Below are 21,971 nucleotides of genomic sequence, written 5' to 3'. Positions count from 1 at the left end.
TCTTTATTTTCCTTTTTGTCTGAAGAAGGTTAACCATGACGATATTAAGCGGTCCTTCCTGTACGTTTCCAAAATGCTCTGGCGGCTGCTTTCCGACGCATCAAATTTGCTGATAACAACATTCCCGCAATGACGATAATACCGCCAACCATTTGGGAAATCAGCAGTTCCTGACCAACCACAACGGATAGAATCGCAGTGAAGATGGGCATCAAATTCATTGTAATACTGGCTTTCCCCGGCCCGAGCTCCTTGACGCCGTGGTTCCAGAACAGAAATGAGCCGATGGAAGGAAATAAGCCCAGATATATAATACCGGTCATGCCGAAGCTCGTGATGTTCTCCATATGCAGCGGCTGGAAAAATAACAACGGAATCATACATATAACACCGATAAAGGCTGTAAAGGCAACAAACGTAATTGGCGGGAGATGCTGTCCTCTTTTGCCCACTATCGAATAGATCGCCCATAAAAATACGGCCACCAGCATAATCCCGTCTCCTTGGTTATAATGCGTACTGAATAATCCGAGTACATGACCTTTCGTTAGCACAGTCAGGACACCGAAGAACGATAATACCAACCCTGCACCTTGCCATCCTGTTATTTTTTCTTTCAAGAAAACCAGGGACAACACGATCATCACGGCTGGAGTTAGACTATTAATCAAGCTGCCGTTTGTAGATGATGTGTGCTGCAATGCCGTGTATGTGAGAAGTGTATAGGACACAACACCTACCAGGGATAAGAATAGCAGAATGCCCCAGTTATTCTTCCATACTTTCAGCCAGTTTGGTTTCTCCACCAGCTGCGCGAGTGGAATCAACACAATAGCCGCAATCACCCATCTTAGAAAAGAAGCCCAGATCGGCGGAAAATCGGACGTTACGGCCTTTCCAAACATGAGGTTTCCTGCCCAAAACAGATTAGCCAAGATCAAAAATAACCAGGCTCTTACTTTCATATCATCTTCCTCCTATCCGCTTGTATTCCAGATTCCGAATCTTTAGTGTGATGTGTCAGTGGAATCCGATACGTTTAGTTACTGCGTCTCTTTTCTGCTTTGCTATAAACATGATACAATACACTCAAATATAAATAAAATGAATATAACTTATGAGGGAGTTACCAAATTTGATATGAACAAATCTCTACTACAGCTAATCGTCACGATATCGGAGACCCGCAGTTTTACACTCGCCAGTGAAAAAATGAACATGACACAGCCCGCAGTCAGCCGAGCAGTCACAACGCTGGAGCGCGATCTCGGCGTTACGCTTCTTATCCGTGACCGTCGTCGCGGCGTTGCACTTACACCGATCGGTGAACGTATTGTCCGGATTTTCCGGGAAATCCTGCAAGGTTATGAGAAGATCGATCAGGAAATTTCGAGTGAAAAAGGGTTGGAGATTGGCTCTGTCCGGATTGGTGCCTTCCCGGTAGCTTCGTCCTACTTTGTCCCAAAGCTGATCCGTTACATGAAGCAGCAATACCCCAACCTGGAGTTCAGTATCGTGGAAGGCACGATTGCGGAGGTGCAGGATTGGTTGGATAATCGACAGATTGATGTCGGCCTGCTCATTCCTTCCGAAGAGACAACAGATTCGTTCCCTCTGTATCGAGAAGGCATATATGCGGTCATGAGAGAGGATCATCCTTTAACTGCGAAAGACATCATTCATCCTGAGGATCTGCGGGAAGAGCCCATGCTTCTCTGGAAAGCCGGATATGAGCCGCCTGTCCTGAATTGGTTTGAAAGTGCAGGAGTCACGCCACAAGTCGAATACATTCTTTACAACTACAGAACGTCACTTCAGATGATTCTTGCCGGTGAAGGATTGGCTGTCATGTCCGAATTGTCCCTTCTGGATTTGCCGCAGGGAATTGCTCTGAAACGCCTTTCACCTGAAGCCTATCGGGATATTCATGTTGCCGCGAGTCCTGAGAATGAACGTACCCTTGCGGTAAATGCCTTTATTGAGGCTGCACAAACCTTGTTTCCATTTGAAGCGAATCGGAAGCCTTTGATTGATGTTTGAAAATACTGAATAGAATATAAAGAGCATTAAAAAAAGGCCGCTATATGTAGCGACCTTTTGTTGTTTCTATGTTTATGATTTTGCATCATGCTTAAGTATTAGTGAATATCTTTCTTTTTGAAGCTGCCGCCCTTCACTTCTGCTACATCATACACAACTACAAAAGCATTCGGGTCAATTTCATGAATGATCTCTTTAATTTTGCTCTCTTCCATACGGTTGATTACACAAGTGATTTCTTTAAATTGTTCATTAGAGTATCCGCCATAAGCATCCGTATAGGTTGCTCCACGACCTAATCGGTCACGAATGGTTTCGACCATGATTTCGGGTTGATTGGTAATAATTTTAAACGTTTTGGAACCGCTCAAGCCTTCTTCAACGATATGAATAACTTTGGAAGCAATGAAATAAGCCAGCCCTGACAAGATGGCCCCTTGCAGACCAAACACAGATGAAACGACGATAAATACAAACATGTTCAGGAACAAGATTAGATCACTGGTACCAAAAGGAACTTTACGCGAAAGCAGCACTGCCAGCATATCTATTCCGTCCAATGCCCCGCCATTGCGAAGTGCCAGACCCATACCGAAACCGATGATAATCCCGCCGACAACGGTAACCAGCAAGGTGTCCCCTTCAATAATTGTAGGTACATGGTGCATCAGACTGGTACTTACTGCGAGTGAAGCAATACCGATAATGGAATAGAGAGCGAAGCTTTTACCTATTTGCTTATATCCCAGCCACACAAAAGGAATATTGATGATACCGATCAGCATTCCCAGCGGCAATCCAAACAATTGTGAACCAACGATACTCAGACCCGTCACACCACCGTCCGAGACATTGTTGGGGATCAAAATGGCTTCAAGGCCGTATGCCGTAATAAAAGCCCCGATGATAATCAATAAAACTTTTGAAAAAATTCTTGCCTTATTCGATTTTGTTTTCTTTCTTTGATGCATTCAATTTCCTCCTTGGATAAGAACTCATAAAATATAGTTTATATTAATAAACACCAGCTTGACAAATTTTTCGCATTCATTATGACTGTTAGTATTGCTTTTTTTCGTTCTTGTTACCCGTTGTATCCCCTGACAAACCTTAAAAGTACAGTCATGAAATGATTAAGAAAAGCACAAAAAAGCCGCTATATCAGCGACTTATGGTGTGACGCATTTTATACTCACAGACACTTCATTACTTGTCATTAAGTCCTTTCCCATCAAGGATATGCGGGATGTACTTTTCGACTCTCGACTCTCGGGTCTTGGATTGTTTGGGAGAAGAAAAATGCATGATATATGCTCTCTGGCGTCCTGGAGTCAGTCCTTCGAAAGCTGTTTTCAGCTCAGGTATTTCAACAAATTTGTTGGCTAATTCCTCAGGCAGGGTATACTCGTCATGCTTTTTAAGTTCAACTTGCAGACCCGCTTTCTCAATCTGAACGGCTTCCTCGATATAATCCTGGATAATCAGCTGCATTTCTTGAATCGTCTGAGCATTGGTGAACCGAAGCTGACGTGCTGCCTGTACATTCTCCGTTTGCTGGATCAGAATTCCATGAGGGTCTTTTAGCAGCGCCCCTTTGTGAAACAGCAGAGCACAATACTCTTTAAATCCATGGATCAGAACGATATTTTTACCGTCCAAAGTATAACAGGGATGCATCCACTTAAAATCTTCTGTCAGCCCGCAATCCAGAACGATCTCCCGCAGCAGCTCGAATTCTTCTTTCCAATTCTTCAGCTTGTTGAAATAGGGATCAATTTTTGTATTTCTCTCACCTTTTAACATCGAGGTCCCTCCTTAGATTATGCCAAAAGCTTCTCAAGCCCATCGCACCATTTACTCCAGCCATACTTGGCACCAGCCAGTGCTTGAGGATTGGAAATTCCGGTTTGTTCCAGGTGAAGGTTTACTTGACCGTTACCCAAATCCTGTAATGTCCACGTAACCGTATGTTTCTCTCCGCTTTCCCAGGTATAGGACAGGCGATGCGGTTCTTCTACGATCAGGACTTCTCCCTTAATAATTCCGTCCCAGTACTCCGTTGCCTGCGTTCGAAAATGAAAATGGTGACCAACGACTGGTTTAAAATTATTCTCCATCCCTTGACCGGTATGAATGTTGGCTACCCACTTGGCAAGCTTGCTTGAATCCGTTAAGGCTGCCCAGAGCTTCTCGACCGACGTCGTGTACTGATAGTCCAATTCCAATGTTAAACTCATTCTTCTTCCTCCTTTAATAGTTGGTCCAAGCGCATCATATTCATACTCCAGAACTTGCTGTAGAAAGCCACCCAATCTTGAACCTCTTGTAATGGTGAAGCATTGAGCCTATACCTCGTTTCCCTGCCGACTTTTCGGTCAACGACCAGATTCGCCTCTTTAAGAATGGTCAGATGTTTGGATACTGCTGTCCGCCCCATTTCAAATTGTGAGGTTAATTCATGAAGCGGTACCTCTTCTGCTTCCGTTAACATCTGCATGAGCCGACGTCTGGTTGGATCAGCAATGGCATCAAATACATCACGTGATCTTTGGTTCTCACTCACACCACTTCCCTCCAATCTGCTGTATCGGAACATGGATGATACGGAGGATTTGTTTATCATGTCACTTTATATTTATGTGATTGCTTTAATCAGACACCATTTGGTGTCGAATTGATTATATGACACCAAACGGTGTCATGTCAACACATTTGAAAATTAGCTGTGGAGAGACTTCCTTCTCTATTAACAGCAAATCTTAAATAAAAAAACACCTCGTACGAGGTGTTCTTACATTTTCTCAGTTAGCCAATAGTTTTTATGAACCGGAGAATCTCAACCTGATTTGAACAGCTCCTAAAATTGTCTTATTCAGCGGGCATGCGTAATGCCTCTGTCTCATAGGCTTGAAAGGCATTTTCCAAACCCATAATGACATCCTTGATTTTCATATATCCCTTGGTATACGGCTCTGAATCACGGATCTCCTCCCACATAAAGTGATACTGCTTGATATCATCGGTCTCGCATACTACAAAATCAGTATAATCTTTACCGGGTAGAGCCTCCGCATCAAAAAAGCGAACACTAACTTCTGAACTATACTTATTGAATATTTCCTGTAATGAAGACGCATAGTTTCTTCGTTCTTCACGTGGTAGTGCTAACCAAGAAGGGTAAAATTCCAATAGTACAATCATCATTTGCCGCATAATCCTGTCACCTCGTATGTGTAATGGTTGTTGTGATTCCATTTTAACGCGCCTGAACCAGGTTGGCATTAACATAGGTTAATCACACGAATGCAATATTCGACTTAGTGACACAGGTGAAATACCTAGGTAGGACGCAATGTGATATTGGGGAATTCTTTTCTCCAGCCCTGGATATTTGACTAAAAACGCATGATAGCGCTCCAGCGCAGTCAGATATAATAATTCTCTCTCACGTTCTTCTTTACGGATATACAATCGTTCTACAGCTGTTCTAACAAACCGTTCCCAGTTATGACTTCGATCCATGAGCACCTGGAGCGCCGTATAGGGAATCTCGATCACTGTGGAATCTTCCATTGCTTGAATGGTATACATGGATGTTGATCCGCTGATCATGGCTCCGTACGAAGTTGCAAAGTCATTTTCCAGCGTAAAGGCAACATTATATTCTCTTCCATCAGGCAATGTGTAATACAGACGAAACAACCCATTCGTACAGAAATAGGCATGATATACTTCATGATCGGATTGGACAATCGTGACTCCACTTGGGATATGCTTAACTGTAGTTGCATTCACAAACCATTCCCACTCCGTTGCTGATATGGAAGCTTGGGAAGCCAATAACCGAAGTGTTTGATAATATTGGTGCATGATGAATTCCTCTCTCTTACGGTGTTCTCTCCCATGTATTATACTCTTACATTCTTTTGTATCCATAGAACGAACAGCCTACAAAATTTCTGCATCCATGGGCTTCAACCCATTCCCCTGTTTAAATGCCTACATACAATACCCTAGACTAATGAACAGGAGTGATGATGTATGACATTTTTACCTCCCTTTGGACCTGGTGGCGGGTTTGGTGGACCAGGCGGACCAGGCGGTCCTGGTGGAATTTTCGGACCGGGTGGTCCTGGAGGTCCTGGAGGACCATCAGGTCCACCTTCGTTCCCCGGAGGTGGAGGCGGTGCACCGCAAGGCGTGCAGCCCCCTCCCGGACCGCCGCCTTCATTCGTTCCACAGCAGTCGCCTTCATTGTATGCTGTAGATCCAAGAGCAATTTCCGGTTGTCTGTTCCGCTACACATATATTTGGCCGAATCAAGGTCCCGGCTTCTGGATGTACCCCGTGTTCGTCGGCAGAAATTCGGTAGCCGGCTTCCGCTGGACTGGATTCTTCTGGGTGTACAGCGGCATTGACCTGCAGCGGATTAGCTCCTTCAGCTGTTTCTAATACTTAAACACCCTGATTGTGGTTATCTGCACAATCAGGGTGTTTTACATTGAATCCAGGCCATTGCGATTGAAAATGTCACTTCAATAAAAACCATCCTTCTCATTACATTTTCTTGATGCCAGAGCTTTCTACTTGAGATCGGAATCTAATGAACCCTTCAATTTACTCATCGACCAGAGCACAATCGGAAACCCAATGCCGAAGATCATGGCGTAGTAAGGCCAGACCTGATTTATCTCAATGATATATGAAATGTTGGGCCAGATAAAATCAGCCATAGCCAACATAATCAGTATCAAAGGAACGAATAGTGAATTCATGCTTCGAAGACGAAAAGTTTCTGCAAGTCCTTGTGCTGAAACATACAGAAGCAATGCAAGACGAAAGAAAATCGTGACGAACCAGACAATGGCAAGGATAATTTCAAACCGCTGAAGAAACTCCCCAATACTGATGGTCCGATCAATAAAAAAGGTAGGAAACGTCAAGTCAGCCACGACACCAGCGCTGATTACAGTTATGATCTGCATAACCATGAAAAAGTACATGGCTCCGCTGATCAGAGCACTTGCAACCACCGTTTTTCTCCACTTTTTCGGATCCGGGAAGTGGTGTGCAAAGAACAGAAACAAAACTGCCTCCAGATACGGAAAAGCCAAGAGATTGATGGATGCAAGAATAACAGGGTTCAAGCCGTTCTCCAGCATTGGCAGCAGGTTTTTGATATCTGCTTCTGAAAAAAGAGTAATCCTGACCAACAAGTATAGGGCGAGAAGAAAAAAGATAAGAATCTCCGCACAACGCCCGATAACAACCGGACCCGAGCGAACAGCAAAATAGACTGCCAGGAGCATAATAAAATATATGGCATCATAGGGAGTTTCGGGCATAATTGAGGTCGTGACAAAGTCTCCCAGATTTCGAAGTGTCATGATGCACTCCAGAAAGGGAAAGGCAAATATAAAGAGGATGCTAATCGTCCCGCCCAAGGGACCAAACACGCTTCGGAGATACGCAACAAAGGATCTGCCTTTCATCTGCCTGACGATAGAATAATATAACGGTATCAAAAGCAAATGAAAAGCAATGGAAATGGGAATGGAAAGCCAGGCATCCTGTTTGGCAACAGAACTTATGGCAGCTGGAAGCACCAAGTACGCACTTCCAATCTGATACAATACAAACCAAGTGATGGCTTGTCGAACAGTTAATTTACTCCCCACTTCCGTCCCCCCTTTAGGATAAAATACGTGCAATGTACTGGCTTACCGGTTGGAAAACCCACCGGATACCTGTTAATGGACTCGGAAGCTCAACGTGTGCTAGCTGCAGAATGATCAATGTCGTCCCTACGGTGAACAAGGTTAAACTAACCACTATTTCACGCACATGATGCTTCTCCTTCAATTGACGATACTCATAGTACATGGTCAGAATCGAGATGATTAGTATCGCATACAGCATATACATTCACTCCTAATGTTGCGGTTCAGAGTCAATAGGATTGGTAATTTTCCCAACCCGGTTTAAATGGAAACGGATATCCAGCTTGACCTCAAGCCTTTGAAATTTCTGCTTCCAGTCCCCTCTCCATTCGTGCCACTCGCGAGGGAACCTTTGATGAAAGGCTTCTCCGAATCCGAATATGTCGGAACCGATCTGCTGCGCCTTTTCAATACCCTCCTTCAGAATCTGTTCTTGTTCTTCTCTGGCTGCTGCCTGAAATTCATTAAATGTCTTGTCATCCTTCAGGTCAGCATCACATCCAACCTCGCCGATGTTAGCTTCAGTTTCCACGACAAGAGAGACAATCGGTTCATTATTTTTTATGTCCGGTTTCATTTTGACATTGTTACGTATGACTTCAAAAGCAAATTCCCCTTCTGAATTCGGACATGTGACGGAAGCTACAGAACTGGAAACACGGTTTGATATGTAGGTAAACGCCTTGCTTTTGGACTCTTCTATCCAGCCGATCAGACGATCTCCCTGAAAGACACCAATGCCGGTAAATAAATAGTTCGCGTGTTGTGGCGATTTCGTCACATTATCCACCTTTAAGCCTTTGTCTAGATTGTTTAGCCGAATGCCAGTCAAGACCGGCTCAATGCCATCCTTCTTTAAACGCTGCAGAAGGTCTTTGACATTGACCGCAGAAGTGGGTGCCCATGTCTTTTCAGACACATTCAAAGCTTTGTACATATCCATTGCAGGCAAAACCTCGGTTGGAGCCACAAACGTAACCGCATCCTTAGCTGAACTGCCTCTGACAACAGCCAAATGAAAATCAGGCCGAACTTCATGATCACGAAACAGGAAATCCAGCGGCTTCTTGATTCCTTTTTTTGCTGTATCTTCGTCAAAGATTACAAACTTCAAGTGAGACAGATACATCTTCCTTGATGATTCCGTGGTGAGTTTTCGGAGAGCTTCAAACAGCGTGTTTGCTCGGCTGGAAAAAACGATTGTAGGTGACCGTTCCATCGCTCGATTACGAGACATCTGAGACGGATCAACCACTTGCAGACTAATCTCATACTGGTCATCTACGGAATCAATACCCATAGCCATCACGACGGATATTTCGTTTAACTCCTTACTACTCCAACAACCCGTAACAATGACCATTAGCAAGATGTAGACAAACAATGTAGACATGGTGGATCGGTACGAGTTCATCGGCTTACTCCCTTGGTTTGTTGTGATGATTTGCTTTGTTCTTAAATGGAAACCGCAGTACAGCATCACTTTGTTTCGACGATTGAAAATTGGCTACTGGACTCATATATGGCACGCCGAATGAATGAAGACTATTCAAATGTACAAGGAGTATAAGCATGCCTACCGTCAATCCGTATACGCCAAACATGGCAGCCATTCCTATAAAAGCAAACCGTAATATCCGGATGGGAATAGCCATGGTGTAGGACGGGATGACAAAGCTTGAAATCGCTGTAATCGCAACAACAATGACCATAACTGGTGAAACGATGTTAGCTTCTACAGCGGCCTGGCCAATGACAATGGATCCAACAATCGAAACGGCCTGACCAACCGTTCGCGGCATTCGTAGACCAGCTTCTCTCAGGATCTCGAATATGATCTCCATAATCATCGCCTCAACAAATGCAGGAAAGGGTACACCCTCACGTTGCGCAGATAAACTTAGTAATAGAACCGTTGGGATCATGTCCTGATGAAATGTAGTTAGTGCCACATATATAGCTGGAGCCAGCAAACATATTGCCAGGGAGATGTACCTTAAGACTCGAATGATGCTGCTGTAAATAAAAGATTGATAATAATCCTCCGCGGATTGAATGAAATCAACAAATACTGCTGGCGCAAGGATGACAAAGGGAGTTCCGTCGATAAATATCGCTATTTTCCCTTCCATCACACCTGCTGCAATAGAGTCTGGGCGATCCGAATTATAAAAGATTGGGAATATGGTCATTTGCTTTTTCTCAACTAAACATTCTTCGAGGTACTCCCCTTCAAGCACGCGATCCACTTTCATATTTTTCAGTCTAGATATCACGTTTCGTACCAATTCATCATCAGCAACTCCATGCATATACATGACCGATATGTCGGTCTTTGTTTTTTCGCCAACCTTGACGTTTGTTAGCCGAACTCTTGTGTCCTTCACTCGGCGACGGACCATTGTTGTATTGGTACGAAGATTCTCCGTAAACGATTCTTGTGGACCTCGGATCACAGGCTGCGTCTTCGATTCCGTTATACTGCGTTCTTCCCAACCAGGTAGGGAAACGACCAACCCTTCCCCCATCCCGTCGATTAGCAGGAGAAGTCCACCTGATAGAATCTGTTCCAACGCATCTTCAATGTTGTCAGAGAAACTTACTCCACCGACGTCAAGAACGCTATCTTTTAGGAAAGATAAACTTAACTCTTCTGCAGAAGTCTCCTGCAACGGACGAATGACGTTATCCTGTATCTTCTGCATGTCTGTCATACCGTCCAAATAAAAAAGGGCCGCGTGGCAACTGCCAACGGTGATCTCGCGAACAACAAAATCCGAACTATTCCCCATGAAGTCACATATGAGTTCTATATTTTGGTAAATTTGCTTGGAAAATTCGTGTTGTAACTTCATATTTCACCATCCCCTTGGATATGTAGTATTGGTACTAATTCGAATAATAAACTTCTCCCCGGCAGAATCACGTTATCACAGAAGCTAAAAAAGACCGTCCAATTGGACGGCCATCACTAGTACACGTATATTACAACTTTATTCAAACCCTTTTTTGGCGTAGTCCGTCAAAAATTCAACCGTTTGCGGGTCATAGTGAAAGAAAAAAGCACTTTCTTCAGTATCCAAAGCAGCTATTTTCTCCATATCCTGAGCGGTTAATTGAAAATCAAAAACATTAAAATTCTGTTCCATTCTACCTTTATTGACCGTCTTCGGAATTACAACCACACCACGTTGAATGAGGAAGCGCAGAGCGACTTGTGCTGTCGACTTGTTATATTGATCCCCAATCTCTCGCAAAGTAGAGTTCGTGAACAGATCCTTTCTTCCTTCTGCAAAAGGACCCCACGATTCAATCTGCGTATTGTATTTCTTCATAATGTCATGCGCCTTAATCTGTTGGTTGAAAACATGTGTCTCCACCTGATTCACTGCAGGTACTACTTCACTGAATTGTACCAGGTCGATGTATCGATCCGGATAGAAATTGCTTACTCCAATAGCTCTGATCTTACCAGCCTTATAGTATTCCTCCATTGCCCGGTATGTACCGTAGTAATCACTGAACGGCTGATGGATCAGAAGCAAATCCAGATAATCAAGCTGGAGTTTTCTCAGGGACTCTTCAATTGAAGCCTTCGCCCTTTCATAACCTGCATTGGATATCCAGACTTTCGTCGTGATGAAGAACTCTTCTCTCGGCACACCGCTTTTCTGGATGGCACGACCCACGGCTTCTTCATTCCGGTAAGCCTGTGCCGTATCAATGGAACGATATCCAACACTTATCGCATCAAGCACACATTTTTCACATTCGTCCTGATCCGGAATTTGATAAACTCTCCTATTCAAGCTATAAATAATCCACGAAACGCCTAACCCTATTATGCAACAAATGAAATAATATCAGTTATCTCATTTGTCTCATATGTTTGCCTATTCCTCTTACGCAGATGAAAAAGTGTTGTTACCTCTATTACAGAAGAGACCGCTGTCCCCTACCAACTGTAGAATTTTTAATTAGTTATCAATATAAAGAATAAAGGTTTACATAATAAATAATATGAAAACTTTAAAGTTTGAAGATGTGTTTTCTAAATAAAGTCACTCTCTCTTTTCTATACTAATATTCCTATAATGTTCAAACAAAAAAAGAAAGCCACAAAAAAAGCCGCTAAAAATAGCGACTTTAATGTGAGTTATGACCAAATGAATGATTAATCAACTTTTTAGTCTTTCTTATCCTCCGTAAACAAAAACTACTATTTCGTGCCTACTGTATCACCAGCAACGATGTTTCTCCACCCTCCGAGATGAGACAGATCTACCGCATCCTGGGCAGCCGAAGCTTCACTGATGAATCCGCATACCAGCCTGCCGTCCTGAAGTTTAATTTTCCCTATACCTAATGGAGCAGGAATGGATGCAGTGAATGAACCAAAGGAGGATAGCGGCATGCTCCACAATTCCAGATCAATGGATGTCCCCTCTTCAAGGGTGTGCACCAAGCCCGGTTTTGCAGGACTTGTGATCAGTTTGTACAGACGATATTCTGGAGCGGTTCGGGTTTCCTCCACAAAAAAGGCTCCTAACCCAGTCATCTGGGGTTCCAGTGACATGCCTCTCATATGCAGTCCGCAGACAGCTACCAAAAGACGGTTGTGATGCGGCTCGAATATTCTTGCGGCTTCAACCATGGAAGCTTCCTGCTCAGGCAATGTGAACAGGGTTATTCCAAAAGGCATATCCTCTGCAGCCTTACCTGCCGGAACAGCAATGGCGCTCAAGTCGAGCAAATTGCAATGATTCGTGTACAATCCCATGTGGCTGTTGGTTTGAATCGGATCCTGCTGCACTTGTTCTCTCGTCCATGTTCCTCCGCAGGTTGGCAATACAAGAACGGCGTTATGCAGCCATTCAGCCGTGCTTCGCCGAATTTCGGATAATCGGTGCTGTGCCCTGAAAAGTGCAGCAGCTGTAAATGTATCCTTGCCGCCTGTTCGGAGCACTTTCTCCGTTACAGGAAACAACGCTCCTGGATGCTGCTGGGCGAACATCTCCAGATCTGCCCATCGTTCAGCTACAAGCGGTCCTTCATACAGAAGTGCTGCGGCCTCTTGCAGCATGGAGATATCCACCTCCTCGACATCTACTCCTGATTGCAGCAAGGTTTGTTTGGCGCCTTGCCAAGCCGTCTCATACGCTTCAGCAAAGGGACCAAAGAAAGTTAATTCTCCCTTAGGTAACAACCATTTGGCTGGTGCACGGGTTGGTCCTAAAGGACGGGTTTTAGAGAAAGCATCTTCGGCATGCGGGCCTCGTACGATCCGGTCAACGGAAACAGCGTCTTCGAGCTCATGGGTAAACACGGTAATGCAATCAATACTGCGGCATGCAGGCACCAAACCAGTGGAAGGCCATGCGCCTACTGCAGGTTTGTAACCAACCAGACCATGCAGTGCAGCCGGAATTCGGCCTGACCCGGCGGTATCTGTCCCAAGTGAGAACGCTGCTTGCCCCAGTGCCACGGCTACGGCCGAGCCTGAACTGGATCCTCCGCTGATCAGTTCGGGCCGCAGTGCGTTACACGTCTCCCCATATGGACTTCTCGTACCAACCAATCCTGTGGCGAATTGGTCCAGATTGGTTTTCCCGACAGGTATGGCACCTGCAGCAATAAGTCGTTCCACAACAATAGCATGTTGTTCCGAAACCGATGAGAACTCTGGACAGCCAGCCGTTACAGGCCACCCTTGAACCTCAATGTTATCTTTGATCGCAAATGGAATGCCCCACAGTGGATATTCGGTAATGGACAAGTGCTGAAGTTTCTCCAGGTATGGCGTAATGCGTTCCCTAGACGGCCGTGTGATCCAGACATGGTAATCCTCCGTATCCTTTGCCCGCTCGATGATGCTCTCCACCACTTCCGCCGGTGTGAAGCTTCCTCGTAGATATCCTGTACGCAGAGCACTGATCGACATCAATTCAGGGATGGCATTTACCGTCATCGTGCAACCTCCTCCTTAATCGTTGGAATAATGGCAGCAATCCAGTCTCCCGACTTGATCTGATCACCCGGCGAGACGTAAATGGAAGCTATGATTCCATCTGTTGGAGCGAGCTGCGGAAACTCCATTTTCATACTTTCTTCTATTATAATAGTGTCTCCCTTTCGCACTTCCTGGCCGGGCTCAACCAGTACCTTCCATACACTGCCCGACATAGAACTGCTCATGCCCTGACTCCCTTCCGGCATCTCCACCTCTTCCAGCGCTGCCGCGGCTTCAGGTTCGGATACATACTCCGCAATACCAAGTTCCTTCCAGTAATTTCGTTCAGCCTGGAATGCACTCTGCTGCTGCTGACGAAAAGTTCCGGACTCGTTCTCAATCGTTTGCAACCAGTTCAGATAGGACCCCAGATGAAATGTGGTTTCCTCAACTTGAAGTTCGAATCCTCCTCGCGGGAATTCTTCACGCATTTTCAGCAGTTCGGCTTCCGAAACAGGATAGAATTGAAGCTGATCAAAGAACTGCAGCAGCCAAGGTTTTCCTGCTTCGAAATTGCTTGTTTCCCTGAACGAGTTCCACATTTGCACGGTACGACCAACAAATTGATATCCACCGGGGCCTTCCATGCCATACACGCAGAGGTACGCGCCGCCTATGCCTACAGCATTTTCCGGAGTCCATGTCCGTGCAGGATTATATTTGGTGGTTACGAGCCGGTGGCGCGGATCCAGTGGTACGGCAACAGGTGCTCCCAGGTACACGTCACCAAGTCCCATGACGAGATATGAGGCGTTGAATACAATTTCCGCTACTTCTTCCAGCGAACCGAGTCCATTCATGCGACGGATGAACTCCAGGTTGCTGGGACACCATGGTGCATCAGGTCTAACGTTTTGCTGATATCGCTCAATGGCGAGCTTCGTCGCCGGGTCATCCCACGACAATGGTAATTTGACAATTCGCGAAGGTACTTCAATCGTTTCCAGCTCGGGAAGCTGCAAATCCAGATCCATAATTCGTGCTGCCGCTTCTTTTACCGTCATACGGGTAGCATCCAGGTGGATCTGCAGAGAGCGAATGCCTGGTGTCAGTTCGATATATGGAATGTTTCCATTCTCCTTGATTGCTTCCATAAGTACGTATGCCTGGAATCGATATAACAGGTTCAACTCGCGTTCTCCGTATTCGACCAGAATATTTTCATCACCAGAGCAGCGTACAGTAATGGAGAAACGTCTGCCTTCCACTGCTTGGGCCAAAATCGGCATATACTCACCAGTTGATGTTTCGACTAAAACCGGCAACTCATGCGGAACGTCCAGTTCCCGCAGGTACAACTCCTGTTCTGCTCTTAATTGCTCGGCTTCCTCGACGGTAATGAGTCTGAAACGGACTTTATCACCAGGGCTGAGTTGACCCAGCTTCCATAATTCAGCGGTCGCCGTTGTCACCGGACAGACAAAACCACCAAGACTGGGACCATCCGGACCGAGCAGGATCGGCATATCGCCTGTCAGATCCAGTGCACCGACGGCATAGGCGTTGTCATGAATGTTGGAAGGGTGAAGTCCTGCATCTCCACCGTCGGTTCTTGCCCACAGCGGGGCCGGACCAATCAATCGGACACCTGTTCTGGAACTGTTGAAATGCACTTCCCATGTCGTCTCCGTAAGCTGATTTAGATAAGCCGGAAGGACATATTCATCCGTACAATGAGGTCCCGGTATCACACCAATCGTCCATTCATTGTTGTATTGTGGTCTGCGTTCTGTACGGAGAGGACCAAGCAGAACCGGAGTAGTTCCTTCTCTTTCATGCACACGGAGCACTGCACCCGTTCGCAGCGCACTCCCCCTGTGCCCACCGAATCCCCCCAATGTAAAGGTTGCTGAGCTGCCAAGTGTGATCGGCATGTCGAGCCCCCCGGATACGAGCAGATACGTTCGCATTCCCTGTTTGGCTTCACCCAAAGTCAGCACCGCACCAGGAAGTGCATTTGTCGGTGTGTAGGGTTCCACGTGAACGCCATCCAGTTCGGCTTTCATATCTGCTCCTGTCAGGCAAAAGGTCATTTCATCCCGGAAACGATACGTTCCCCCACGCAACGTCATTTCCAGTCCGGCCGCTTGTGCGTCATTGCCCAGCAGTCTGTTGCCAATACGGAAGGCAAGCTGATCCATCGGGCCTGACGGCGGTACGCCGATATCCCAGTAGCCGATTCTGCCGGGACTATCCTGTACAGTCGTCTGAACACCTCCGTCCAGAACTTCGATCGCACGCTCCGTCGGTTTAAAGCCCGAAAGCATTCGGGTATATACTTCTCCATTAGCGAATGCATCGTTATCCAGAAATGCTTCAATATAAGCCTGATTGGTGGTGACCCCGTATACCCGTAGTTCACGAAGAGCATTCTTCATTTTGTTTATAGCTTCCATGCGGGTGCTCGCGTGCACAATTAATTTGGCCAGCATCGGATCATACAAGGTAGTTACGTTCAATCCAGGCTGAATCCAGCTTTCAACTCGGACGTCATCAGGCCAGTGAATGGCATCAATGCGTCCATCGCTTGGACGAAAATCATTCATGCAATCCTCAGCATACAGACGTACCTGGAGACTGTGTCCTGTTGGTGCGGGAACCGTTACGTTCAATGAATCGCTCTCTTGAGCTGCCTCCTTGACCATCCATTCCACCAGATCAATGCCAAGCACCTCTTCTGTCACCCCATGCTCCACTTGAAGTCTGGTGTTCACCTCGAGAAAATAAAACCGCTGCTCATCAGGGTCGTACAGGAACTCAACCGTTCCCGCGTTACGGTAACCTGCCGAAATCGCCAGTCTGCGGGCACACTCATGCATCCCTTGCCGGATTACATCCGGCAGGCATGGCGCCGGGGTTTCTTCAATAATTTTCTGATTACGCCGCTGCACTGAACAATCACGCTCTCCCAATGCGACTGCTTCATCGTTACCTGTGCCAAAAATCTGAACCTCGACATGACGTGCACGTGCAATATACTTTTCAATGAACACGCCCCCATCATTAAAATTGGCGGATGCCAAACGGGTTACGGATTCAAATGCCTCCCTAAGCACATCCTCGTGTTCACAGACCCGCATGCCGATTCCACCACCACCGGCAGTGGATTTCAACATTACAGGATAACCAATGTTTCCAGCTTGTTGAACCGCATCATCCAGAGATTGTATCAGGCTTGTGCCCGGCAGTAAGGGCACTCCAGCTTCTGCAGCCATTGCTCGTGCCGTATGCTTCAAGCCGAAGAGCTCAATATGTTCAGGAGAGGGACCGATAAACGTAATACCTCGCTCAGCACACGCTCTGGCAAAAGCCGCGTTCTCACTCAGAAATCCATACCCGGGATGAATCGCATCTGCCCCTGTCTCTGCAGCTGTCTGGAGTACCAACTCAGCGTTGACGTAACTCTCTCTTGCGGGGCCTTCTCCGATCAGTACTGCTTCGTCGGCAAGCTCAACATGTAGGCTGTCTCGATCTGCTGTTGTGTAAATAGCTACACTGGAGATACCCATCCGACGCAAAGTTCGAATAATGCGTACCGCAATGGCACCCCGATTCGCAATCAGTACCTTTTTAAACATTGGCGCTCACTCCTTCTGCATCCCATATAAGGACTTTGGCTGGTGTTGGGTTGTAGGCATTACATGGATTGTTTAATTGCGGGCAGTTACTGATCAGCACGGTTACCGGTGCCAAAGCAAGGAGTTCGACATAGCGCCCCGGTGCAGATAGACCATCAGCGAAGGTCAACTCTCCTTCCGGTGTCACTGGCACGTTCATGAAAAAGTTGACGTTCGGGGCGAGATCCCGCTTGGTATATTCATCTCGCTGAGACAGCATTAACATAAAGGTGTCACGACAGTTGTGCATGGGCAATGTATCATGAGCATAGCGGACGGTATTACTCTGAGCTGAGCAGGCACCGCCAATGGTGTCATGCCTGCCGCAGGTATCGGCGGTAATCCGCAACAACTCTCGGCCTGATTCAGCGAGCAGCGTTGAACCTGTTGTCAAATACAGATTGCCCTGGCGGGTAATCGTTCTCACTGCACTATAATGATCCGATGGATCCTCCGTCGAATAAAACAGCGTATCAACAGCTTGATTGCCTTCCATATCAACAATGCGAAGAACCTGGCCTGGGAGCAAATCATGTATCCAGCCATCACCCGCAGTGATGACTTTCTCATACAAGGCTTTTTCGGTCAGTAATGGACTCTGGACAGGTTGAAATGTACTCATATTAGTTCGCTCCTTTCAACAAAGCATAAGCGTTCCACGTATTTTCAAAGGCTCTCCGATTCTCATCACAGTGCAGTACACACGGGTCCATGTCAGAAACAGGTTCAGCATCTGCAACGGAAACAACGATCGATGCGTCCGGGTATTGTCCCGAAGGATCAAGCGGGTGAGGTGTGTTCGATAACACCAGCAGCATATCCATTTCTGTCCGGAGGGTCACTGAGCGTTCTGCCGTTTCCTGCAGCGAGTAATTCATCGTTCCGTCCAGCTCACAAACGACTTTGGAGAAAAAGTTGACCGGCACCCCGATATCACGTGGTGACAGATTGTTCCGGAACAGTTCAACCTTGAAGTTCTCTTCACCGCTTCTCAGCCAGTCATTGCGCTGATCCTGATATGTGGTCTTTCCATACTTGTCATCCGTACCCTCTCGGGTTGTATATCCCGATAAAGGATCATGCCACCCTACGGAATCCTCCGTTATGGAAGCAAGTGCCTTTCCTTGATCCGTCATCAATATATTGCCTCGTGTCAAAAAAGCGGTATGTTGGGCTTTGAGCGTATCCGGCATGTTGTACCGTTCCGCTGGATCTTGTGCATGGAAGAACAATGCCGACACATTGGCACGATCCCCTGTTGCCTTTAATGTAATGGATTTTCCTCTTCCTACATGAGCAGACCATTTGCTTCCAGGCTGCATCGTCATTGTAAATAGGGCTGTCATTGTTCATTCCTCCTGTAGAAAAGTATAGAAAAAAGCCCGGGAGAAACATCAAAGATTGCTCTTTGATCGATTCTCCCGGGCTTTTATCCCGCCGTGTACATCAGGTTTAATCTCCCAATGCGTTTTCTCTCGGACCAGTCAGCCAGTCGGGTGGCTCGGAACCCTAGAAAACATTTTATTTAATTGATGTTATGAATACTAACATGTAAAATTACATTTCACAATACTTTTTTTAAAATAATACGATAAAAACACCAATTAAACTTGCACTTTTTTCTTAATCTTCGCCAAATAACGAATTACCTACTATTATAAATGCTCTAATGTTCGTATATCTCAAAAAAAATAACTTGATTTTTGGTAAAACCCCTGTAAAAATGTGAAGTGTCATGACATAGCATAACGATGTATCATTCTCGATTCTAAAGGAGGTTCTAAAATGTCACAAAATATAACACTAAAAAGAAATCTCTCCTTGAGCCATGTGGTGACCATGGGACTGGCCTGGATGTCTCCCATGATTTTTTTCACAAGTTTCGGCGTGCTGCATGAGGGTTCACAAGGTATGCTCCTAGCCGCCTATGTCCTCGCTTTTGTAGCCATTTTATTTACAGCTGGCAGCTACGGGCAGATGGCCAAGGCTTTTCCAGTGTCAGGTTCGGCGTATACGTATGTAAGCCAGGCTATGAATCCGTTTATCGGTTTCCTGGTGGGCTGGGTGATTTTGCTTGATTATCTGTTTTCCTGCATTGTAGCTGTACTCATGTTTGGCATTAATCTACATGCTCAGTTTCCCTCCATCCCTTCTCCTGTCTGGATTGTGCTTCTAACCCTAATTGTGATGACCATCAACATCATCGGCATCAAAACGTCAGCAAACGTCAATAAAATCTTTGTTATGATGCAGATCATTTTTATAGCTAGTTTCTGTGCCTTTCTTGTATACAAAGCAGTGACCCAAGGCGTGTCCGCAGGATTTAATCCTCTTCATTCCGTAGAAGGAGTTCCTTTCTCCGCCGTAATGGCAGGTGCATCTCTTGTCTGTTTCTCTTTCCTTGGTTTTGACTCCATCACAACGATGGCGGAAGAAACGCGAAAACCCGAAAAAACGATACCGCGGGCCATCCTGATTATCGTTAGCGTTGCCGGAATCATGTATTTTGCAACGGCATATTTAATTCAACAAATGTATCCTTCGTTCACTTTTACACATATGGACGCTGCCGGATTCGAATTAATGCAGGTTATAGGCGGAGGAACGCTTGCATCCATCTTCACCTTTGTCGTTATTTTCTCCGTGCTCGCACAGGGCATGTCCTCCATGACAACCGTTTCAAGGCTGCTGTTCGTCATGGGTAGATCCTCCTTGCTTCCTCGGAAATTCAGTTCTGTACACCCCAAATTTCGTACACCTGTGTTCAACATTGTGCTGGTCAGCGTCATTTCCCTGGCTGCCTTATTCATTAGTCTGGAGACCGCCATCATGTTTGTCAGTTTCGGTGCGCTAACGGCTTTCCTGTTCGTTAATCTTTCCGTTATCTGTCACTACATCATTCGCGAGAAAAAACGCAGTGTGCAGGACTGGATTGTGAGAATGATCTTTCCCTTGTTAGGCGCATTGTTCATTCTATATCTCATCACTCAACTTGAAGCTTCCTCTTTGCTCCTTGGTACGGGCTGGATCGGTCTTGGCCTCGTTCTGTATGTGAATCAACGTATGAGATCCTCTTCTGTATCCAAGGCATTGCCAGAGATTGAAGAGGCCATGTGAGTGAAATCAATCATTCATTTATCAGCAGGCTTTCTCCCCCTGCGTGTACCGTAAAAAAAGAACCTGAATGCATTATTCAGGTTCTTTTTTTACGGTACTTCTCTTTTGATGTCAAATGCAGGAACTGCGAAGTTTGCTATGCTATACAAGCGTTTTACTCATAATAAAATCGGTTTGCTCTTCATCCCCCATATAAAAGGAATGAGCTCCTGTTTGGATAAATCCCATCTTTTTATAAAAAGCAATAGCATTCCTGTTTTTCTCCCATACCCCTAGCCATACTTTGCTTTTGTTCTTGTCCATCGCTATATCAATTGCCTTATTCAATAAATGCTTACCCAGCCCATGGTTTTGGAACTGGCTTCTAATATAGATCCTCTCAATCTCAAGGAACTCTTCGCCCATTTTCTCGGATTGTGCGTCATTGACATTGACTTTCAAATAGCCAGCTAGTTCATCGTTGAAATATACGAAATAAATGTCTGAAGATGGATGAGCTAACTCCCTTTCCAGCTGTTCCGAGTGAAATGCTTTTGCCAAATATGCCTCCATATTCTCAGGTGTATTCTGATCTTTGAATGTATCATGAAACGTGTCTATACTGATTTTTTGGAGTGTCAGCAGATCTTCAGGACTGCACTTTGTAATTATTATTGTCATGTCAAAATATCGCCCCTTTATGGAATGAATGTTTTCGTAGTCCTATTTCGCTTTGAATCCCCACTTTTTTTTGTTGCATATGCAATAAAATGCGATTATATTAAATCTACTTCAAATATGTTGTATTTGCAACAAAAAACATAAATAAGAGGTAGATGCAGTTGAAATATGTATTTTTTTGCGTTGGAATCTTGATATTGACTCTTGGCATCTCACTAACCATCCATTCCGATCTCGGGACATCTCCTTTTGACGCTCTTTTGGTAGGTTTATCCGTTCAGGTGGGGCTCTCTGTAGGCAGCTGGGAGATGATCATAGCGTTGCTTCTGTTATGCTGTAATTCGCTCATACTGAGAAGGAGACCTGAAGTTTTAGGATTGTTGACCGCATTCGTTACGGGAATTGGTATCGATATTTGGCTATTTCTATTGCATAGCTGGACTGTACCTGAGTTATGGCTAACTAAATGGGCATGCATGGTCATCGGCCTGATCCTCATCGGGTTAGGAACTGCTACATACTTATTGACCCATTTTGCACCGATCCCTTTGGACCGATTAACATTAATTGTGCAGGAACTTATGCGAACGAATCTCTTTGTAGCCAGAACGTGCATTTATCTTATTTTTCTTGGATTAGCATTGATCCTAAAAGGACCCATCGGGATGGGAACAATCCTAACCGTTTGTTTAGGCGGATTCCTATTGAATATCTTCATGCCTTTGACCAGAAGAATTTTGGAACGTTTCGTCCAACAGCCCAGCTCCTGGTCAGATTCATGAAATCCTCCCGTACGAACAGTAAACA

General features: G+C 45.5%; 21 protein-coding genes and 1 riboswitch. Of the genes, 4 read left to right on the top strand and 17 right to left on the bottom strand.

Going from position 1 to position 21,971, the window contains the following annotated elements:
* Positions 1-44 precede the first annotated feature (44 nt).
* Positions 45-965, bottom strand: coding sequence for a DMT family transporter (locus tag GUA98_RS05665; protein WP_193722330.1), 921 nt, complete (start codon positions 963-965; stop codon positions 45-47).
* A 175-nt stretch (positions 966-1,140) separates the two neighbouring features.
* Between GUA98_RS05665 and GUA98_RS05660 the strand changes: the two genes are divergently transcribed.
* Entirely contained in the window at positions 1,141-2,040 is a 900-nt protein-coding gene (locus tag GUA98_RS05660; protein ID WP_193722329.1) for a LysR family transcriptional regulator, read from the top strand.
* A gap of 98 nt (positions 2,041-2,138) precedes the next feature.
* On the opposite strand, the gene GUA98_RS05655 is transcribed toward GUA98_RS05660, so the two are convergent.
* From GUA98_RS05655 to GUA98_RS05630, 6 genes are all read right to left on the bottom strand, one after another.
* Positions 2,139-3,011, bottom strand: a complete 873-nt coding sequence (locus GUA98_RS05655) for a YitT family protein (RefSeq protein ID WP_193722328.1) — start codon at positions 3,009-3,011, stop codon at positions 2,139-2,141.
* A gap of 235 nt (positions 3,012-3,246) precedes the next feature.
* The gene (locus tag GUA98_RS05650) at positions 3,247-3,843 is read right to left on the bottom strand and encodes a YdeI/OmpD-associated family protein (RefSeq protein ID WP_193722327.1); all 597 of its coding nucleotides are present in this window, start codon (positions 3,841-3,843) and stop codon (positions 3,247-3,249) included.
* 17 nt (positions 3,844-3,860) lie between these two features.
* Positions 3,861-4,277, bottom strand: a complete 417-nt coding sequence (locus GUA98_RS05645; RefSeq protein WP_193722326.1) for an SRPBCC family protein — start codon at positions 4,275-4,277, stop codon at positions 3,861-3,863.
* The gene (locus GUA98_RS05640; protein WP_193722325.1) at positions 4,274-4,603 is read right to left on the bottom strand and encodes an ArsR/SmtB family transcription factor; all 330 of its coding nucleotides are present in this window, start codon (positions 4,601-4,603) and stop codon (positions 4,274-4,276) included. Before GUA98_RS05640 ends, GUA98_RS05645 begins: the two co-directional genes overlap by 4 nt.
* Positions 4,604-4,908: 305 nt before the next feature.
* The gene (locus GUA98_RS05635; RefSeq protein WP_193722324.1) at positions 4,909-5,253 is read right to left on the bottom strand and encodes a darcynin family protein; all 345 of its coding nucleotides are present in this window, start codon (positions 5,251-5,253) and stop codon (positions 4,909-4,911) included.
* Between the two features lie 78 nt (positions 5,254-5,331).
* Positions 5,332-5,910 (bottom strand): Crp/Fnr family transcriptional regulator, encoded by a 579-nt coding sequence (locus GUA98_RS05630; protein ID WP_193722323.1) that lies wholly within the window; start codon positions 5,908-5,910, stop codon positions 5,332-5,334.
* Between the two features lie 171 nt (positions 5,911-6,081).
* Here GUA98_RS05630 and GUA98_RS05625 point away from each other — a divergent pair, with 171 nt between their 5' ends.
* On the top strand, positions 6,082-6,492 hold the full coding sequence (locus GUA98_RS05625; RefSeq protein ID WP_153978476.1) for a collagen-like protein: 411 nt from the start codon (positions 6,082-6,084) through the stop codon (positions 6,490-6,492).
* Between the two features lie 131 nt (positions 6,493-6,623).
* Here GUA98_RS05625 and GUA98_RS05620 read toward each other — a convergent pair whose 3' ends face one another.
* The 9 genes from GUA98_RS05620 to GUA98_RS05580 all read right to left on the bottom strand — a co-directional run bounded on the left by GUA98_RS05620 (position 6,624) and on the right by GUA98_RS05580 (position 18,733).
* Positions 6,624-7,718 carry a GerAB/ArcD/ProY family transporter gene (locus GUA98_RS05620; protein ID WP_193722322.1) on the bottom strand — a complete coding sequence of 365 codons (1,095 nt, stop codon included), beginning with the start codon at positions 7,716-7,718 and terminating at the stop codon, positions 6,624-6,626.
* A 13-nt stretch (positions 7,719-7,731) separates the two neighbouring features.
* Positions 7,732-7,959 carry a hypothetical protein gene (locus GUA98_RS05615; protein ID WP_193722321.1) on the bottom strand — a complete coding sequence of 76 codons (228 nt, stop codon included), beginning with the start codon at positions 7,957-7,959 and terminating at the stop codon, positions 7,732-7,734.
* A gap of 12 nt (positions 7,960-7,971) precedes the next feature.
* Positions 7,972-9,174, bottom strand: a complete 1,203-nt coding sequence (locus GUA98_RS05610; RefSeq protein WP_193722320.1) for a Ger(x)C family spore germination protein — start codon at positions 9,172-9,174, stop codon at positions 7,972-7,974.
* Between the two features lie 4 nt (positions 9,175-9,178).
* Positions 9,179-10,615, bottom strand: a complete 1,437-nt coding sequence (locus tag GUA98_RS05605; protein ID WP_193722319.1) for a spore germination protein — start codon at positions 10,613-10,615, stop codon at positions 9,179-9,181.
* A gap of 138 nt (positions 10,616-10,753) precedes the next feature.
* Positions 10,754-11,569: an aldo/keto reductase gene (locus tag GUA98_RS05600; protein ID WP_227779437.1), complete on the bottom strand. Its 816-nt coding sequence runs from the start codon at positions 11,567-11,569 to the stop codon at positions 10,754-10,756.
* Between the two features lie 410 nt (positions 11,570-11,979).
* Positions 11,980-13,728, bottom strand: a complete 1,749-nt coding sequence (locus GUA98_RS05595; RefSeq protein WP_193722318.1) for an allophanate hydrolase — start codon at positions 13,726-13,728, stop codon at positions 11,980-11,982.
* Positions 13,725-17,348, bottom strand: coding sequence for an urea carboxylase (gene uca / locus GUA98_RS05590; protein ID WP_193722317.1), 3,624 nt, complete (start codon positions 17,346-17,348; stop codon positions 13,725-13,727). Before uca ends, GUA98_RS05595 begins: the two co-directional genes overlap by 4 nt.
* Positions 17,341-18,009 (bottom strand): urea amidolyase associated protein UAAP2, encoded by a 669-nt coding sequence (locus GUA98_RS05585; RefSeq protein ID WP_153978469.1) that lies wholly within the window; start codon positions 18,007-18,009, stop codon positions 17,341-17,343. The genes uca and GUA98_RS05585 overlap by 8 nt, the downstream gene beginning before the upstream one ends.
* A gap of 1 nt (position 18,010) precedes the next feature.
* On the bottom strand, positions 18,011-18,733 hold the full coding sequence (locus tag GUA98_RS05580) for an urea amidolyase associated protein UAAP1 (RefSeq protein WP_153978468.1): 723 nt from the start codon (positions 18,731-18,733) through the stop codon (positions 18,011-18,013).
* A 70-nt stretch (positions 18,734-18,803) separates the two neighbouring features.
* Positions 18,804-18,911, bottom strand: a riboswitch (guanidine-I (ykkC/yxkD leader).
* A gap of 261 nt (positions 18,912-19,172) precedes the next feature.
* On the opposite strand from GUA98_RS05580, the gene GUA98_RS05575 reads away from it, so the two are divergent.
* Positions 19,173-20,504 carry an APC family permease gene (locus GUA98_RS05575; RefSeq protein WP_193722316.1) on the top strand — a complete coding sequence of 444 codons (1,332 nt, stop codon included), beginning with the start codon at positions 19,173-19,175 and terminating at the stop codon, positions 20,502-20,504.
* A gap of 141 nt (positions 20,505-20,645) precedes the next feature.
* Here the strand turns inward: GUA98_RS05575 and GUA98_RS05570 are convergent, their stop codons facing one another.
* Entirely contained in the window at positions 20,646-21,164 is a 519-nt protein-coding gene (locus GUA98_RS05570; protein WP_193722315.1) for a GNAT family N-acetyltransferase, read from the bottom strand.
* A 161-nt stretch (positions 21,165-21,325) separates the two neighbouring features.
* Here GUA98_RS05570 and GUA98_RS29365 point away from each other — a divergent pair, with 161 nt between their 5' ends.
* Complete coding sequence (locus tag GUA98_RS29365; protein WP_227779436.1) at positions 21,326-21,946, top strand: YczE/YyaS/YitT family protein; 621 nt, start codon at positions 21,326-21,328, stop codon at positions 21,944-21,946.
* Positions 21,947-21,971: the final 25 nt, after the last annotated feature.

This window comes from Paenibacillus sp. P13VS (assembly GCF_015143645.1).
Lineage (GTDB): Bacteria > Bacillota > Bacilli > Paenibacillales > Paenibacillaceae > Paenibacillus > Paenibacillus xylanilyticus_A.
This window is presented reverse-complemented; position numbering and strand designations above follow the sequence as displayed.

Excerpts from the sequence above, each read along its gene's own strand:
- GUA98_RS05655 (WP_193722328.1), bottom strand. The coding sequence starts at position 3,011 with ATGCATCAAAGAAAGAAAACAAAATCGAATAAGGCAAGAATTTTTTCA.
- GUA98_RS05570 (WP_193722315.1), bottom strand. The coding sequence starts at position 21,164 with ATGACAATAATAATTACAAAGTGCAGTCCTGAAGATCTGCTGACACTC.
- GUA98_RS05615 (WP_193722321.1), bottom strand. The coding sequence starts at position 7,959 with ATGCTGTATGCGATACTAATCATCTCGATTCTGACCATGTACTATGAG.
- GUA98_RS05585 (WP_153978469.1), bottom strand. The coding sequence starts at position 18,009 with ATGAGTACATTTCAACCTGTCCAGAGTCCATTACTGACCGAAAAAGCC.
- GUA98_RS05650 (WP_193722327.1), bottom strand. The coding sequence starts at position 3,843 with ATGTTAAAAGGTGAGAGAAATACAAAAATTGATCCCTATTTCAACAAG.
- GUA98_RS05635 (WP_193722324.1), bottom strand. The coding sequence starts at position 5,253 with ATGCGGCAAATGATGATTGTACTATTGGAATTTTACCCTTCTTGGTTA.
- uca (WP_193722317.1), bottom strand. The coding sequence starts at position 17,348 with ATGTTTAAAAAGGTACTGATTGCGAATCGGGGTGCCATTGCGGTACGC.
- GUA98_RS05645 (WP_193722326.1), bottom strand. The coding sequence starts at position 4,277 with ATGAGTTTAACATTGGAATTGGACTATCAGTACACGACGTCGGTCGAG.
- GUA98_RS05580 (WP_153978468.1), bottom strand. The coding sequence starts at position 18,733 with ATGACAGCCCTATTTACAATGACGATGCAGCCTGGAAGCAAATGGTCT.
- GUA98_RS05630 (WP_193722323.1), bottom strand. The coding sequence starts at position 5,910 with ATGCACCAATATTATCAAACACTTCGGTTATTGGCTTCCCAAGCTTCC.
- GUA98_RS05610 (WP_193722320.1), bottom strand. The coding sequence starts at position 9,174 with ATGAACTCGTACCGATCCACCATGTCTACATTGTTTGTCTACATCTTG.
- GUA98_RS05605 (WP_193722319.1), bottom strand. The coding sequence starts at position 10,615 with ATGAAGTTACAACACGAATTTTCCAAGCAAATTTACCAAAATATAGAA.
- GUA98_RS05665 (WP_193722330.1), bottom strand. The coding sequence starts at position 965 with ATGAAAGTAAGAGCCTGGTTATTTTTGATCTTGGCTAATCTGTTTTGG.
- GUA98_RS05625 (WP_153978476.1), top strand. The coding sequence starts at position 6,082 with ATGACATTTTTACCTCCCTTTGGACCTGGTGGCGGGTTTGGTGGACCA.
- GUA98_RS05595 (WP_193722318.1), bottom strand. The coding sequence starts at position 13,728 with ATGACGGTAAATGCCATCCCTGAATTGATGTCGATCAGTGCTCTGCGT.
- GUA98_RS05575 (WP_193722316.1), top strand. The coding sequence starts at position 19,173 with ATGTCACAAAATATAACACTAAAAAGAAATCTCTCCTTGAGCCATGTG.
- GUA98_RS05660 (WP_193722329.1), top strand. The coding sequence starts at position 1,141 with ATGAACAAATCTCTACTACAGCTAATCGTCACGATATCGGAGACCCGC.